Source organism: Candidatus Nitronereus thalassa (assembly GCF_032191465.1).
Lineage (GTDB): Bacteria > Nitrospirota > Nitrospiria > Nitrospirales > UBA8639 > Nitronereus > Nitronereus thalassa.
On sequence record NZ_JAQOUE010000001.1, the window covers coordinates 2,427,606 to 2,443,741 of the forward strand.

Below are 16,136 nucleotides of genomic sequence, written 5' to 3' on the forward strand. Positions count from 1 at the left end.
GAATAAAGCCTTAGATAGTTTGCAGCCCCGCTCCTTTCTCTCTACCCTCCATTAATGCTCGTAAATCGTCGCCGGTCATGGTTTCTTTTGTCATGAGCACTTGTGCGGCTTCGAGGAGGACGGGCTTGAGTTCGGTGAGGAGATCTTTTACTCGGTTGGCTTGGTTATCGATGAACTTGCGAACTTCCTGGTCGATTTCTCTAGCAGTTTCTTCAGAATACTCATGTCCGTAACTGGATTCTCTGGTTTGAAGAAACGTGGGTTGGGCCGCGTTCTCCAAAGACACAGTACCCAACAAATCGCTCATGCCATAGTCTTTGACCATACGCTTGGCAATGTTCGTGGCTTTTTGCAGATCGTCGGCAGCGCCGGTTGACGCTTCGCCAAAAACTATTTCTTCCGCTATACGACCACCAAGCAACACGGCAATTTTGTTTTCTAGCTCGCTGCGGGTGAGTAAGTAACGGTCCTCTGTTGGCGTCTGCAGTGTGTAGCCCAAGGCAGCAATACCTCGAGGAATAATCGAAATCTTTTGCACAGGGTCCACACCCTTGAGAGACAAGGCTACTAGGGCATGCCCGATTTCGTGATGGGCTACGCGTCGCCTTTCTTCTTGGCTGAGAATTCGATTCTTTTTTTCTAATCCTGCCACGACCCGTTCCACCGCTTCTTCCAAATCACGCTGCTCAACAATTTCCCGATCACGACGAACTGCTAACAGCGCGCCTTCATTAATAATGTTAGCCAGATCAGCCCCAACCATTCCTGGTGTCATGGCCGCGATGTTCTCCAGTTTGACGTCTGGTCCCATTTGAATAATTTTCGAGTGGATTTTTAAAATGGCTTCGCGACCTTTCCGATCCGGTCGATCCACGAGCACTTGTCGATCAAACCGGCCAGCTCGCATCAATGCGGGGTCAAGGATTTCGGGCCGGTTCGTTGCGGCCAAAATAATCACCCCCACTTTGGGATCAAACCCATCCATTTCCACGAGCAACTGGTTGAGGGTTTGCTCCCGCTCTTCATGGGTCATGGGTCCAGTGCCACGGGCCTTGCCCAGGGCATCCAATTCATCAATGAAAATTATGCATGGGGCTTTGCCTTTGGCTTGCTCAAATAAATCACGCACGCGCGCAGCCCCCACGCCTACAAACATTTCTACAAACTCCGATCCACTGATGGAAAAGAACGTCACCCCTGACTCCCCCGCAATGGCCTTAGCCAACAGGGTTTTTCCCGTACCTGGGGGTCCGACGAGCAACACCCCCTTTGGGATTCTTCCACCGATCCGAGTGAATTTTTGCGGAGTTTTCAAAAATTCGATGACCTCGACAAGCTCATCTTTCGCTTCATCTACTCCTGCAACATCGCTCATCTTCACCTTGATGTCTTTTTCCACATAGATTTTGGCCTTGGATTGGCCAATTCGCATGAACCCTCCCCCTGCGCCTTGCCCCATTTTGCGCAACAGCCAAAACCACACGCCGGCAAAAATTAAAATGGGAATGACCCAGGAAGCCACATCGCGCCACAGCGTGCTAACAATGACCCCAGCATATTCCACCCCTTTTTCCTCTAGCTGTTTGACCAAGTTGGGATCGTCAACGCGGATAGTTTTAAACCACTGTGGCTCCTTATCTGGGGTTTCGGGTTTGAGCTTTCCGTTTATCTCGGTATCGGTAATGGCGATTTCGTCCACCTTGTCCTCGGCAAGCCAAATCTTAAATTGACTATAGGGCACCTCATCCAGGTGTTGGGAGGCCAGGTAGACTTCCTGAAAGATGATGAGGAGCCAAAAGGCAATGAGAAAGTACCAAATTGAAATGCGCTGTTTTTTATCCATGACTGAATTGTACACGGTCCTGGGCCCCTGCAAAAGCCCTGTATCTCCATGTGTTTGAGGAAAAAGAAATTTACACCGATCGTCTTTTGACGACCTTGAAAATTTCCACGGTGATGAGGATGGTGGAGGCCAAGAATAGCAGGGTTCCCCATTCTTCCAAAGATACTGGGGTTACATGAAGAACCGACTGGGTCATGGGCACATACATGGCCAGAATATAAATGCCTTGGGCTGCCAGGATACCAAATAGGAGAATCCAATTATTGCCGCAAGGCAAATTTGAAGGTTCTAAGCCTCAAAGGGATTGAACTCTTTAGGGGGAATTTGGGAATGCGGGTTATGAGCCTGCAACCACTGCTTCGTTATTTTTTGTTGTGAACCTGTGTCGAACCCACTTGTCTAATCCAACTATGAAATAGGACGCAACTCCAATTCCTAATATGGGAAGCCATGTTCCACCATCAATTGGAGCGGAATGAAACAGGGAATGCATGAAGGGTGCATAGGTGAAGAGAAGTTGCAAAGCGATCATGACAATGACCCCCCACGTCACCCAGGGATTGGAAAACAGCCCTAATTGAAGCAATGACCGTTCTAACGAGCGACAATTGAAAAGATAAAACATTTCTACCACGACAAACACGTTGACAGCCACTGTTCTGGCTTCAACCACGGTGCTCCCTCTTTCTTGTTCCCAAAGAAATAAACCAAAGGAACCAGCCAAGAGCAACGCGCCAACGAGAACAATACGCCAGAGTAATGCGCCCGTCAGCAGTGGTTGCCCGGGGTCACGGGGAGGACGATCCATGATCCCTGTTTCTTTTGGCTCAAAAGCTAGCATAAGCCCCAAAGCCACCGCAGTGGTCATATTGATCCACAAAATTTGAACTGGAAGAATCGGAAGCGCAAACCCCGCACCAATAGCCACCATGATGACCAAGCCTTCTCCCATATTGGTTGGCAGGGTCCAGACAATAAATTTGGTGAGGTTGTCAAAGACACCACGCCCTTCTTCTACAGCCGCTTCAATAGACGCAAAGTTGTCATCGGTCAGCACCATATCAGAAGACTCTTTTGCGACTTCCGTCCCCACACGTCCCATCGCGATACCGATGTCGGCTTGTTTGAGGGCAGGGGCATCGTTCACACCATCCCCTGTCATAGCCACGATGTGCCCTTCGGTCTGAAGCGCTTCGACAAGACGCAGTTTCTGTTCTGGTGACACTCGGGCAAAGACCACGCTTCGATCAACAGCTCTGGGTAGCGCATTATGAGGAGTGGTTGCAATGGCGCTTCCCGTCATGACCAAATTCGATTCTGTTCCCACTGGTGTTTCCGGAATCAACCCAATCTGCTCGGCGATGGCGCGCCCGGTCATGGCGTGGTCACCGGTGATCATTTTCACGGCAATTCCAGCTTTTTGACAATTGCCCACCGCAGCAATGGCCTCGGGGCGTGGCGGGTCCATCATAGCTTGTAATCCAAGAAAAACGAGTTCTCCCGCTGAGGCAGCTTGCTTCAACGAATGCCCTTCCACGTGTTTCCCTTCTGTTGATCGGGCCATGGCCAACACGCGCAGACCTTGTCCTGCTAAAGTTTCAGCCTGCTGCAAAGCGCGGCTTGCCTCAAGTGGAACTTCCCGGCCATCAGCAGAGAGCTCATACTGGCAGAGGTTCAGTATTTTCTCCACGGCGCCCTTCACTGACATGACTGCCTGTTGGTCAGCGCCTCTTCGATCCAGAGTAGCCATAAATTGATTCTCAGATTCGAATGGGAGGACGTTCTCTCTCGTCACTTCATGCTGAATCTGCTTCACATCCAATCCGCCTTTGCAGGCAGACACGAGCATGGCGCCTTCAGTCGGATCACCCACAATATCCCAGTTCTCTTTTTGTTTAACGAGCTGAGCGTCATTGCACAAGACGCCCGCAAGGAGGCAGGCAGACAAAGCCGGTTCGTGATCCCAATTCACTAGTTGACCATCCTTTGTGAATTCACCCATTGGGTTGTACCCGGTTCCCGAAACCCTGAATAACTGCCCGCCTGCCCAAACCCTTTGCACCGTCATCTGGTTTTCTGTGAGTGTGCCAGTTTTGTCTGAACAGATCACTGTGGTACTCCCAAGGGTTTCCACTGCTGGGAGCTTGCGAATAATGGCATGGCGTTTGGCCATTCGGCTGACTCCAATGGCGAGTGTAATGGTCACCGCCGCCGGCAGGCCTTCAGGGATGGCCCCAACAGCCAAGGCAACCGCGGCCATAAACATCTCAACGGCTGACTGCCCTCGCCAAATCCCGATCGCAAATGTCACACCAGCTAATCCAAGAATCACCACTGTGAGAATTTTGCTGAAATGGGCTATTTTCTTGGTGAGCGGTGTTTCTATGTCAGGCGTTTCTCCAACTAATTGATGAATTCGCCCAATTTCCGTTGCCGACCCTGTACTGACGACCACACCTTTTCCCTGACCTGAAGTCACTAGAGTACTGGAGTAGGCCATGTTTTGACGGTCGGCCATCAGTGTTTCGGTTGGAAGCCTATGCTCAGACTTGGAAACGACGAGGGATTCACCCGTTAAGGCTGATTCGTCAATCTGCAGTTCGCGCACACTGGTAAGCCGGAGATCAGCTGGAACTTTGTCTCCTGCCTCCAGCAGGACCACATCCCCCGGGACTAGATCTGAGGAAGGAATTTTGCATTTCTCTCCGCCACGCAACACGGTCGCCTCTGTTTTTACCATCGCAATCAAAGCATCCAAGGCGTTTTCAGCTCGAGATTCCTGGATAAATCCGACTATGGCATTAACCAAGACCACGCCGAAGATGACACCAGCATCAACCCATTCGCCTAAGAGCGCCGTGATTCCGCTGGACGCTGTGAGGATATAAATGAGGGGATGATGGAACTGAAGAATGAACCGCATGAAGGAACCATGACGGCGAATTCTTGGGAGGGTATTCGGACCAAACCGCTCAAGCCGGGACGCGGCTTCATTTTGAGGGAGTCCTTGCGAGGCATCGGTTTCTAGAAAAAGAAGCACCTCATGAACGGGAAGGTGGTGCGTGTCTTGGGACATCGTGAGCTTAGGCTTTTTTTCTTCGCTCACACGCATTTACGGCTGCCGTTCGGTGGCTTCAAAGAACATGATTGGTCCAGATGCCAAAAAATCTAAGGAAATTCAGGGAGGGCCTATCGATTGATCTCAATTTTCACACCACATCTTTTTTTCGCACAGATATACTCTGCTGCCCATGTGCTACAAAATAGTATTTGGTTACCACCAAATCAGTTATTATCGTATAACGGCTCACATCAGTCAGCTTTTTCCTCTTCGACTTCTAACACTTCACCCGTATTGGCGTCGATTTCGACTTCCATTAATTTCCCATCGGTCGTCACGATTTCGACTTCCCAGATGACTTTGTGATCCTTTTCCTCTTCAAGCTCCGCTTCCACGACCGTTCCTGGCACTTTTTGCAAGGCCGTTTGGATAGCTTGGTCTGCCGAGACTTTGGCCTCACCCGCGACATGGACTTTTTCTTTAATTTCGCATTGCTCGTGGTGCTTGCGCATATGCGCACATCCTGTGCCCAAAAGTACGCTCACACTGAGTAACACCAAAACAACTGATTTACTGATAGTCATATGTGCTCCTTTGTTTGAATGAAAATATTGTCCATTGATATAGAGTATCTTTCTTGAAGGTATCAAATAATATGCCAGAGACAGGACTCCGGATTTATCGAACTTTCCCAATGCGTTGAGGCTCTCGACCATTTAAACAACGAGGCATTTCACTACAAGGTTATTTTCCTTGACTGGGGTAAAGGTCTACAGGCAAATCTAAACTTCATTGTTCCCCTTGGACTAAAATGTGACCTTATTGGAAGAAACCTCTGGTGTAAGAATTGCTTCGAAGAATACCGAAATGAAGAATCTCCCTTCAATCCCTAGGCTGAATTTATCTCAGTTTGATGCCGCCATTTTTGACTTGGATGGGGTCGTCACCCAAACAGCCAAGGTTCATGCGGCGGCATGGAAGAACATGTTTGATGACTTTCTCAATATCCGTGCCTCACAGACGGGCGTACCTTTTCAGCCATTTGCCCCTGTCCAGGATTACCGTCAGTATGTGGATGGGAAACCGAGATATGATGGCGTGACCAGTTTTTTACATTCTCGCGGAATTGACCTGCCTTACGGAGAACCCTCAGATCACCCGAGCCATGACACCATTTGCGGATTGGGCAATCTCAAAAACAGAAAATTCTTAGAAACACTTCATGCACAGGGTGTAGACGTCTTTCCTTCGACGCTTGCGCTGATCAATTTCCTTAAGGCGAGGGGAAAGACGGTCGCGGTTGTGACGGCTAGCGAGAACTGCCAGGAAATTCTTCAGGCCGCTGAAATAAAGGACCTTTTTACTGTCAGTGTGGATGGCCGAGACGCCAAGACCTTTCACCTGCACGGCAAACCGGAACCTGATACGTTTGTAAAGGCAGCGGAATTGCTCGGGGTTCACCCTCAACAAGCCGTGGTCTTTGAAGACGCCTTAGCCGGCGTCGAAGCCGGTCAGGCCGGACATTTTGGTTTGGTGATAGGAATCGATCGTGCGGGCCAGTCCGAAGCTCTGCATTCTCATGGAGGGGATGTGGTTGTTTCCGATTTGGTTGAAATCGAAGTCCTCGATGAAGCCGGGGTCTTATGGATTAGCTCGCAAGCCTTGCCTTCTGCGCTCCACCAATTCAAGAAATTGATGGCTGAATTTCATGAAAAACGAGTCATCGTCTTTTTAGATTACGATGGAACATTAACGCCAATTGTGAATCGACCAGAGTTGGCCGTGCTATCTTCTGAAATGCGTGAGGCTTTGACCCTTTTGAGTCGTCAATGTCCGGTTGGTATTATCTCTGGTCGAGACCGCAAAGATGTTTCGGATTTGGTCAAACTCGATTCCTTGATCTATGCGGGGAGCCACGGGTTCGATATTGCCGGACCTCAAGAGCTGAATCTTCATCATGAAGTCGGGACAGAATTTACTTCGGCACTCGATCAGGCGGAGTCAGACCTTCGGGACCGGTTGCTTGGCATTCCCGGTTTATTACTTGAGCGAAAGAAATTCTCCATTACCGTGCATTATCGCCTGGTTCCTCAAGACCAGATACCAAAGGTTGCTCACGTGGTGACACAGGTCGTATCAACCTTTCCGACCCTCCAACGATCTGAAGGAAAGAAAGTCTTTGAGATTCAACCACGGCTCGAATGGGATAAAGGCAAAGCCTTGTTATGGTTGCTTGATGGATTGGATTGGAAAGAAAAGAATTATTTTCCTGTCTATATCGGAGACGATCTGACGGACGAAAATGCGTTTCGTGTGTTAGCTGGTATGGGTATAGGAATCGTGGTGGAGGATGGATATCGGTTTTCCTCTGCACAATATGCCTTAGAAAACCCTCACGAGGTGCAACAATTTCTCATGCATTTGTATCATCACTTGGACCGTATGGCTTCATGAGCGACTGGTCGTTAGTGTACGAAGAATTTAATCCCGAGCAAGAACGGTTGCGTGAAGCCTTGTGCACGTTGGGTAATGGCTATTTTGCTACGCGTGGTGCGGCGCACGAAGCTGAAGCCGACTCCACCCACTATCCCGGCACCTATCTCGCTGGTGGGTATAATCGTTTGCACACTGAAATTGGGGGGCGCACGATTGAACACGAAGATCTCGTCAATCTGCCAAATTGGTTATCCCTGTCCTTTCGTCATCCTGACGCCAATTGGTTTAACCTCCAAGCGGTCGACATCCTCTCGTATCGTCAGGAACTCGATTTGAAGGCTGGAGTTCTGCATCGAGCCGTGCAATTCCAAGATAGCCAACTCCGTCGAACGACGGTCTCTAGCCGACGGTTTGTGCATATTGGCCTTCATCACCTGGCAGGATTGGAAGTCGTGATTACCCCAGAGAATTGGTCGGGGCCTTTGGAAGTTCGTTCCGCTCTGGATGGACGCGTGGTCAACGCCGGGGTCGCTCGCTACCAAGCCTTAAATAATAAACATCTGGCGGGAATCGAATCTTCGGTGGTTGGAGAGGACGAGATCTTTCTCTACATGGAAACGAATCAATCCAAGCTTCGCATTGCGGAAGCCGCGCGGACCAGGTTCGTTCTGGATGATTCCTTGTTACATCCAACACGTGCTGTGATTCAAGAACCCGAATTGATCGGGCAAGCATGTACCATTCCAATGAAGCAAGGGCGCCCCCTCACCATTGAAAAAATAGTCACCCTGTACACGGCACGAGACCATGGGATTTCAGAATGTGGTTTGGATGCCAGACAGGCGCTCACCAATGCGGCGGGATTTGAAGATTTACTGAGATCGCACACACAGCACTTGAGTCGATTGTGGCAACGATGCGATATCGGCATTCAAGATGGCGAAGACTCTCAACTCACCTTGAGGCTGCATATTTTTCACCTGCTCCAAACCACATCGCCAAGCACGATTGGGTTGGACGTGGGCGTACCCGCCAGAGGCCTCCATGGGGAGGCGTATCGTGGTCATATTTTTTGGGATGAGCTGTTTATTTTCCCATTTCTCAATCTTCGCATCCCGGACATCACGAAATCCCTTCTGCTCTATCGTCATCGACGGTTGGATCAAGCTCGAAGAAATGCCCAGGAGGCCGGATTTAACGGCGCGCTCTATCCCTGGCAATCGGGCAGCAACGGCCGGGAGGAAAGTCAGCGCCTCCACCTCAATCCACAATCAGGGCGATGGACGCCGGACAACAGTGCACTCCAACGACATGTCAATGCGGCCATTGTGTACAACGTGTGGCACTATTTCCAAGTCACTGACGATTGGGAATTTCTCTCGTTTTACGGCGCCGAAATGATTTTAGAGATTGCTCGGTTTTGGGCCAGCGCCGTGTCCTACAATGCGGAAAAAGACCGCTATGAAATTTTTGATGTGATGGGACCCGATGAATACCACGACCAGTACCCAAAAGCGGATCATCCTGGATTGAACAACAATGCCTACACCAACCTCATGGTGGTCTGGGTTTTTTGTCGAGCCTTAGAATTACTCGATATGTTGTCGGTGGATAGCCGAACGGAGCTTCGGGAGATCATGCACATCAGCACCACGGAAGCCGAGTTGTGGGATGACATCAGCCGGAAGATGTTTCTACCTTTTCATGACAAAGGAATTATTAGCCAATTTGAAGGTTATGAAGACTTGGAAGAATTTGATTGGGAACGCTATCGAGAAAAATATGGCGACATTCATCGACTGGATCGCATTCTCGAAGCCGAGGGGGACTCAACAAATCGATACAAATTATCCAAACAAGCTGATGTGTTGATGTTGTTTTATTTATTTTCGTCAGACGAATTGCGGATCTTGTTTAAACGGCTAGGCTATCCTTTTAAGTATTCCACGATTCCCCAAAACGTGGCCTACTACTTGAGTCGAACGGCTCATGGATCTTCCCTGAGTCGGGTAGTCCATTCCTGGGTAACGGCAAGATCCGATCGTGCGCAGGCATGGGATTTATTGAAAGCGGCGCTTCGGGTGGATATTTCCGATGTTCAGTCTGGGACTACTGCCGAGGGGATTCATTTAGGCGCGATGGCGGGGACCGTAGATTTGATTCAACGCGGGCATACGGGCTTGGAAACGCGGGGCGGAACATTGTACTTTAATCCCTGCCTCCCTAAGGGATTGAAGGCACTCAATCTTCGACTGTTTTATCGGGGACATTCTTTGGATGTGGCCGTCACCCAAGAGACCTTTCAAATTGGATCACGCCCTGGGCGATCCTCCCCCATTCGAATATCCATCAAAGGCAAATCCCAAAAGCTTAAACCAGGGCAAATTGTCAGCGCTTCGATTTAGGGGGTTTTTTTAATCCCGCTGGCGGGATTTCAGGGCTCGTTCCATTTCCCTTCCAGCCTCACGTTTCTTGATGGTCTCACGTCGATCATAATTCTTTTTTCCACGAGCCAACCCCAACTCGACTTTGGCAATTCCGCGGGGATTAAAATAGATGCGTAGTGGAACAATGGTGAGCCCCTTTTGCTGCACCTTGCCCGTTAACTTTTCAATTTGTTTTTTGTGTAACAATAAGGGCCGCGGCCGGAGCGGCTCATGATTCATAATGTTGCCATGGCTGTATTCCCCAATGTGAACGTTATGAAGAATGGATTTTCCCTGCGCCACAGTGGCATACCCTTCTCGCAAATTGACCCGGCCCTCACGAAGGGACTTTACTTCGGTTCCCTTGAGAATGAGACCCGCCTCAATTTTTTCTTCAATCGAATAGTCGTGAAACGCCTTTCGATTTGAGCCAACGGTTTTGAAACCACTGTCTTGTTTTTCAGCCATGAAATACGCCTTCTGTGAGAACGACCAAGTGCTATGTAATCCGACTGCAGCGTCTCGACTTTCAAAAAGTCATTCTCGCGGCACTGGAGCCAACAATGGCTCCGTCCATTATATCCGCGGGAATCCAGGGTTTCGCGCTCTTTGATTTTACCTCTTACAATCTGGATCCCCGCATACCACCGCGGGGATGACGGGACCAGGTTGTACAGACCACATTCCACTCAATGTGTTGTGGTTCCCAAACCTTATGTCTATGAGGCTGCCCATAAGTTGATCATTTGGTTTCACCATCCTAGAATGACTCCCCATGCAATCCTTTACCTCCTTTCAAGCCATATTACAAGGCGTGGCACAAAGCCAAGGATTCGACGTCAGGCTGTGGGAGTATCGATTGCAAACCCAATGGAAGGATATTGTGGGAGATGTGTTGGCGGCGCACACATGGCCCACCAGAATTCGCTTTCGCAAACTTTTTATCGCCGTCGAAACGACGGTGTGGTTACATCAACTGACGTATCTGAAATCCACGCTCATGGAAAAAATCCAATCCCAAACACCGAATCTCTACCTAAAAGACATTGTCTTTCGGATCGGCGAAATTCCTGAACAACATTGGGATGAACCAGTATCAAGAAATATTGCCCCTCATGTATCCCCAGAATCCCTCATGACGGCAACCGAAGTTACCCGAGAAGTCACCAATGAGGAGATACGCTATTCACTGACACGAGTGATTTCCAAAGCACTATCTTCCAGTACTAACGAGATTTGATAATTTTTATTCTTGGGGTGGGTACTTTATTTGCTAACTTCATCTATATGACAAATCCCAAACTGGCGCACAATCTTTCTGGATTCAAGATCCCAAAGTAAAATTGGTCCACCCCCAGAAACCAAATATTTCCCATCTGGACTAAAATCCAAGGCGCGTTGTTCCCCTTCACTTGGATCTTTCAGTTTTCTTATCACCTCTCCACTCGGGAAATCCCAAATAGAAATCAAACCAGAACTATCTGCCGACCCCACTGCCAGGTATCTTCCATCTAGGCTGAAACTAAGCCCCCAAGCGGATACCGTTTCCTTGTCGGTAAACTCTTTCCTTTCGTTTCCTGTTACCACATCCCAAACATAGATATTACGATCTTTTTCCCCAAAGCTATGAATACCAGCCCCAACGATATATTTCCCATCTGGACTCCACCGAACCGAATAGAATCCTCCGCTTGCTTCAAAAACTTTAACCACATTTCCAGAATCAACTTTCCATATACGAGATACGAGCCGTCTTATCCCAGCTTCCGGAAACGAGAAATTTTCCATAAAGGCTAAAATCAATTGATTCAATCATATGTGTGTGGCCAACAAATTCTTTTACATAATAGTTCCCCTGTTTGGGATCCCATAAAAGGATACGTCCATCATGACCTGCGGAAGCAATGAACTATCCATCAGGGCTAAACGTAACAGACCGAAGGCCTCCATCGTGGCCTTGAAAAACTTGCAATTCTTTAAATATTGGCTCTGGTGCATCAAAATCTGTTTGTATAGCATATAAGCGAACCGTTCTATCGCGAAGACCGGCAACGAACCGATCCCCGCTTGGACTCCAGGCCAGAGAAAATATTCCTTTCCTCAAGCTAAACGGCCCCAAATCCTCCTCACCCTCAGGAATTCGAGGATCATGAATAAACATAATGGCTTTAAACTAACACTCCTCTTTATTCCACAAACGAATAGTCCCATCAAAGCCGCCGGCAGAGAGGAAATATTTCCCATCTGGATGAAATGCTACCGATGTGGTGTCGTTATCGTTTGGGAGAAAGTACAATTGAGCATGGCTTAAAGGATTCAAGCCTATTAAGCTCATGATAAATAAGCAGGTTCTAAAAATTTGCAAAGATGACATTTTTTACCTTTGGTTTATTTCACCATAGGAAGGTCCTCAACCCAAATTACTCGATTTTCATATTCGCCAGAACCCAACGAAGAAAAAAACTTTTGGTCGGCGGTTACCACCCGACTATTTATGGTTTCGGCGAGGGCCAGGTAGAGGCAATCGTATAAACTTTGCTTGGTTTGGAGAGCTAAAGCGAACGCAGGTTTAAATAATCGTTCGTCTGAATGTTTCTGCAAGGGAATCTGTTTCAATTCCTTGAGAATCGTTTCTCCTTCTTCAGGGGTCAGCTCATTTCGGCGGATTCGTTTGGAGAGGACACTGCCTAATTCTAAATGGAAAAAGGCTGGGACATGGAGAGAAGCATTCAAAAATTGTAGTCGGCTGGCGACCTCGGAGTGAATTTCAGGAAGAAACCATTTAATTCCAACGCTGGCATCCACTACATAGCGACTCACCGATCCCGATCCTCTCGAATGAGAGTGGCACTATCACTAAATTTTCTGCCTGATTGTTTAAGGGTCTTCTGAAGCTTTGCAATCCGTTTCCAGGCACTCTCATAATCAGGGACGGCTTCTTCTAGAATTGTCTTTACTTCCGATTGCAACGACCTGCCATTTTCTTTGGCCCGCTTTTTTAATCGCTCTACTATTTTATCATTCAGTTGTCGCACCAAGACTTGTGCCATGTTCCCCTCGAATATAGTGATTGGCGATTGAAATGATAGCAAAATGATATCATGGACCCTATCAAGCGTCAATCATCAAATAAGACCTGAATGTTTTGTTCTTTCTCTGGCTTTGATTTATCAGGGATTGGTCCGATCCAACCTTTGGTTTTTCCTTGGAGATGAATAAATACTCCACGGGCGGCTTGTTCAAAATCATGCCGGAATGTTTCTTCTTCTTCGCCTTCTTTCTTTTCTAAATATCGATGCAAGGTATCGGGGTGAGTCCAGTCGGGATCGGAAAATATATAAATAGTCACTTCTCGATAATAATCGTTAGGGTCATCAGGATTCGTTGGACGAATTTTTAGGGAGCGTAGATCATTCGTGGCCAACACGACTTCACGAAATCGACGGATCAACGTTTCGATTTCCGGGTCGCTGGTCCATGCCGGCACATGCACGGCCACGACCGTCCCTTCTTGCCAGCCATTACTGAACGGTGGAATGGTGCGGTCCGGTCGAGAAAGATACATTCCGCCAAATATGAGCATGAATCCGCCGAGCAAAATCGTAAGTCCAATTTTGACGACAGGGTCAAATGGTTTTTTTGTTGGGGATTTTTGAGAATCCAATGTTTGCCAAATATAGGGTTAGAAATTTTCCAGATCCCCCTCAGCAGAATTTCAAAACAAGTAGGGGAAACCGGGGAAGTCCTAAACGCCCCGTCCCCCTTTTGCAGAGGAAGAAATTATTAAGATTGAAGAAATGTTTGCAAAACTAGAATAACCAAATTATTGGAGGGGAACGCAACAGAGGGTCGGGAAACAGCTAGGCCGACCCACTGGTTTCAGAGGTAGGGTCGGCAGTGCCGTTAATGTCGGCATCAACTTCCACGTCGTCACTTTCAGCGAGCTTGGCGACGGCCACGACTCGGTCGGTGTCTTCCATATCGATGAGGCGGACACCTTGAGAATTGCGTCCGATGTCACGGAGGTCATCCATTTTTGTGCGAAGAATTTTTCCTTCCGCGGTGATGATCATGATTTCATCGGTATCGCTGACTCGATGAAAGGATACGGCCTGGCCATTTTTTTCCGTCACTTTGACGCTGATGACGCCACGCCCTCCACGGCCTTGGGTACGGTATTCCGTCACCAATGTCCGCTTCCCGTATCCTCCTTCGGTGACTGTCAATATCGACGCTTCTTCATCTGGCGTGATCGTCGTCATGCCAATAACTTGGTTGGTTTCATCGAGACTGATACCGCGTACGCCACGAGCCGTTCGACCCATAGGACGTACATCGTTTTCCCGGAATCGAATGACGAGTCCTTCTTTGGTCCCCAATACGATATCCGATTTTCCATCTGTGATTTCCACACCAATGAGTTTATCGCCTTCCTCCAGGGTCAAGGCAATAATTCCCCCTTGCCGCGGATTGCCATACGCCGACAACTCGGTCTTTTTAATGATTCCGCGGCGAGTGGCCATAACCACGTACAAGTTATCGGGAAAATCTCTTACCGGTAACGTCGTGGTGACTTTTTCCTCCGAAGCCAGAGTGAGCAAATTCACCATGGCCTTGCCTTTACTTGTGCGACTGGCTTCTGGAATCTCATGGACCTTGAGCCAGTAAACTTTCCCGGCATCGGTGAAGAACAAAATATAATCATGTGTGGACGCGGTGAAGAGTTTTTCTACGAAGTCTTCTTCCTTCACCCCCATGCCAATCTTGCCTTTTCCACCACGGCGTTGGGCACGATACTCCGACACCGGGTGGCGCTTGATATACCCCTCATGAGAAATGGTAACCGCCATTTCTTCATCCGCGATGAGATCTTCAATATTGATTTCCGCCTCTTGGGGAATGATCTCGGTACGCCGGTCATCTTGGTAGGCTTCTTGAATCGCCATCAATTCATCTTTGATGATGGTTCTGACTAATTCGTCGGAACCCAATACCGCTTTCAAATGGGCAATTTTGGCTTTCAGGTCTTCGAGTTCTTGAATGAGTTTATCGCGCTCGAGTTGGGTCAGCCGTTGGAGCCGCATGTCCAGAATGGCTGCAGCCTGAATTTCCGATAAAGGAAATTGTGCGACCAGTTGCGTTTTCGCCACGTCGGGAGAGGCCGATCCACGAATAAGTGCAATAATCGCGTCTAGATGTTCGAGCGCAATTTGAAGACCTTCCAAAATATGCGCGCGTTCTTCGGCTTTTCGAAGATCATAGGCGGTTCGGCGAATGACGACTTCGCGCCGATGCTCAAGAAACGCCGTGAGAATTTGTTTGAGATTGAGTACCTCTGGTCGGTTGTTGACCAAGGCCAGCATGATTACCCCAAAGGTGTTTTGCATTTGGGTGTGTTTATAGAGCTGGTTGAGAAGGACAAGAGGGATCGTGGCTTTTTTCAACTCTATGACAATGCGCATACCTTCTCGATCTGATTCATCCCGAATATCGGATACCCCTTCGATTCGCTTCTCGTGAATGAGTTCCGCGATTTTTTCCAATAACTTGGCTTTGTTCACCTGGTAGGGAATTTCAGTGACAATGATGCTATCTCGATCACGTTTCTCATCGGTTTCAATATGCGTCTTAGCTCGTAGCGTGAGTAATCCTCGACCGGTGAGATACGCATCTTTTATGCCTTGGGTCCCATAAATATAACCAGCCGTGGGAAAGTCTGGACCTGGAATGATTCCCATAAGATCTGAGATCCCGACCTCTGGATCTTCCAGAACCTTGAGCAATCCTCTCACCACTTCTCCAAGATTGTGAGGCGGAATGTTGGTGGCATACCCGACCGCGATTCCTCCTGCGCCATTGATGAGCAGGTTAGGTACCTTGGCTGGAAGGACCAACGGCTCGACATCGGACTCATCGTAGGTGGGACCAAAATCCACGGTTTCTTTTTCGATGTCCGCGAGCATCTCACCGGCCAACTTAGTGAGTCGGGCTTCGGTGTACCGCATGGCTGCAGGTGGATCTCCATCGACCGATCCGTAATTCCCTTGGCCATCCACGAGGGTGTAGCGCATATTGAAATCTTGCGCCATGCGCACCTGAGTATCGTAGATGGCGGAATCCCCATGCGGATGATAGTTCCCCATGATCTCGCCGACGATTTTGGCGGACTTCCGATACGCGCGGTTATGGGCCAGACCCATTTGGTGCATGCCGTACAAAATCCGCCGATGCACAGGCTTGAACCCATCGCGCACATCGGGCAAGGCTCGACCAACGATGACACTCATCGCGTAATCGAGATACGACATCCGCATCTCATCTTCGATGGCTACTTGGGTGAGGCGTTCTTCTGGCGGCATGATAAATTAAA

At 48.7% G+C, this 16,136-nt stretch carries 16 protein-coding genes; 3 read left to right on the forward strand and 13 right to left on the reverse strand.

Going from position 1 to position 16,136, the window contains the following annotated elements:
• Positions 1–10: 10 nt before the first annotated feature.
• From ftsH to PPG34_RS11000, 4 genes are all read right to left on the reverse strand, one after another.
• Positions 11–1,843 carry an ATP-dependent zinc metalloprotease FtsH gene (gene ftsH / locus PPG34_RS10985; protein ID WP_420888096.1) on the reverse strand — a complete coding sequence of 611 codons (1,833 nt, stop codon included), beginning with the start codon at positions 1,841–1,843 and terminating at the stop codon, positions 11–13.
• A 70-nt stretch (positions 1,844–1,913) separates the two neighbouring features.
• Positions 1,914–2,120 carry a cation transporting ATPase C-terminal domain-containing protein gene (locus tag PPG34_RS10990; protein WP_313833342.1) on the reverse strand — a complete coding sequence of 69 codons (207 nt, stop codon included), beginning with the start codon at positions 2,118–2,120 and terminating at the stop codon, positions 1,914–1,916.
• 60 nt (positions 2,121–2,180) lie between these two features.
• Entirely contained in the window at positions 2,181–4,955 is a 2,775-nt protein-coding gene (locus PPG34_RS10995) for a cation-transporting P-type ATPase (RefSeq protein WP_313833343.1), read from the reverse strand.
• Positions 4,956–5,155: 200 nt separating this feature from the next.
• The gene (locus PPG34_RS11000; RefSeq protein ID WP_313833344.1) at positions 5,156–5,488 is read right to left on the reverse strand and encodes a PepSY domain-containing protein; all 333 of its coding nucleotides are present in this window, start codon (positions 5,486–5,488) and stop codon (positions 5,156–5,158) included.
• A 283-nt stretch (positions 5,489–5,771) separates the two neighbouring features.
• Between PPG34_RS11000 and otsB the strand changes: the two genes are divergently transcribed.
• Positions 5,772–7,358, forward strand: a complete 1,587-nt coding sequence (gene otsB / locus PPG34_RS11005; protein ID WP_313833345.1) for a trehalose-phosphatase — start codon at positions 5,772–5,774, stop codon at positions 7,356–7,358.
• The gene (locus PPG34_RS11010) at positions 7,355–9,745 is read left to right on the forward strand and encodes a glycoside hydrolase family 65 protein (protein WP_313833346.1); all 2,391 of its coding nucleotides are present in this window, start codon (positions 7,355–7,357) and stop codon (positions 9,743–9,745) included. Before otsB ends, PPG34_RS11010 begins: the two co-directional genes overlap by 4 nt.
• 9 nt (positions 9,746–9,754) lie before the next feature.
• Here PPG34_RS11010 and smpB read toward each other — a convergent pair whose 3' ends face one another.
• A complete protein-coding gene (smpB, locus tag PPG34_RS11015) occupies positions 9,755–10,234 on the reverse strand; it encodes an SsrA-binding protein SmpB (RefSeq protein WP_313833347.1) in 480 nt (159 codons plus the stop codon).
• Positions 10,235–10,541: 307 nt separating this feature from the next.
• Here smpB and PPG34_RS11020 point away from each other — a divergent pair, with 307 nt between their 5' ends.
• Positions 10,542–11,006, forward strand: a complete 465-nt coding sequence (locus PPG34_RS11020) for a DciA family protein (RefSeq protein WP_313833348.1) — start codon at positions 10,542–10,544, stop codon at positions 11,004–11,006.
• 26 nt (positions 11,007–11,032) lie between these two features.
• Here PPG34_RS11020 and PPG34_RS11025 read toward each other — a convergent pair whose 3' ends face one another.
• The 8 genes from PPG34_RS11025 to gyrA form a co-directional block, all read right to left on the reverse strand.
• Complete coding sequence (locus PPG34_RS11025) at positions 11,033–11,479, reverse strand: WD40 repeat domain-containing protein (RefSeq protein WP_420888097.1); 447 nt, start codon at positions 11,477–11,479, stop codon at positions 11,033–11,035.
• Positions 11,480–11,489: 10 nt separating this feature from the next.
• Positions 11,490–11,582 (reverse strand): hypothetical protein, encoded by a 93-nt coding sequence (locus PPG34_RS18375; RefSeq protein WP_420888069.1) that lies wholly within the window; start codon positions 11,580–11,582, stop codon positions 11,490–11,492.
• A gap of 93 nt (positions 11,583–11,675) precedes the next feature.
• A complete protein-coding gene (locus PPG34_RS18380) occupies positions 11,676–11,927 on the reverse strand; it encodes a WD40 repeat domain-containing protein (RefSeq protein ID WP_420888070.1) in 252 nt (83 codons plus the stop codon).
• 12 nt (positions 11,928–11,939) lie between these two features.
• The gene (locus PPG34_RS18385) at positions 11,940–12,140 is read right to left on the reverse strand and encodes a hypothetical protein (protein WP_420888071.1); all 201 of its coding nucleotides are present in this window, start codon (positions 12,138–12,140) and stop codon (positions 11,940–11,942) included.
• A 14-nt stretch (positions 12,141–12,154) separates the two neighbouring features.
• Positions 12,155–12,586: a type II toxin-antitoxin system VapC family toxin gene (locus tag PPG34_RS11030; protein WP_313833350.1), complete on the reverse strand. Its 432-nt coding sequence runs from the start codon at positions 12,584–12,586 to the stop codon at positions 12,155–12,157.
• On the reverse strand, positions 12,583–12,816 hold the full coding sequence (locus tag PPG34_RS11035; protein ID WP_313833351.1) for a FitA-like ribbon-helix-helix domain-containing protein: 234 nt from the start codon (positions 12,814–12,816) through the stop codon (positions 12,583–12,585). Before PPG34_RS11035 ends, PPG34_RS11030 begins: the two co-directional genes overlap by 4 nt.
• 68 nt (positions 12,817–12,884) lie before the next feature.
• A complete protein-coding gene (locus tag PPG34_RS11040; protein ID WP_313833352.1) occupies positions 12,885–13,430 on the reverse strand; it encodes a hypothetical protein in 546 nt (181 codons plus the stop codon).
• A gap of 196 nt (positions 13,431–13,626) precedes the next feature.
• On the reverse strand, positions 13,627–16,125 hold the full coding sequence (gene gyrA, locus PPG34_RS11045; protein WP_313833353.1) for a DNA gyrase subunit A: 2,499 nt from the start codon (positions 16,123–16,125) through the stop codon (positions 13,627–13,629).
• Positions 16,126–16,136: the final 11 nt, after the last annotated feature.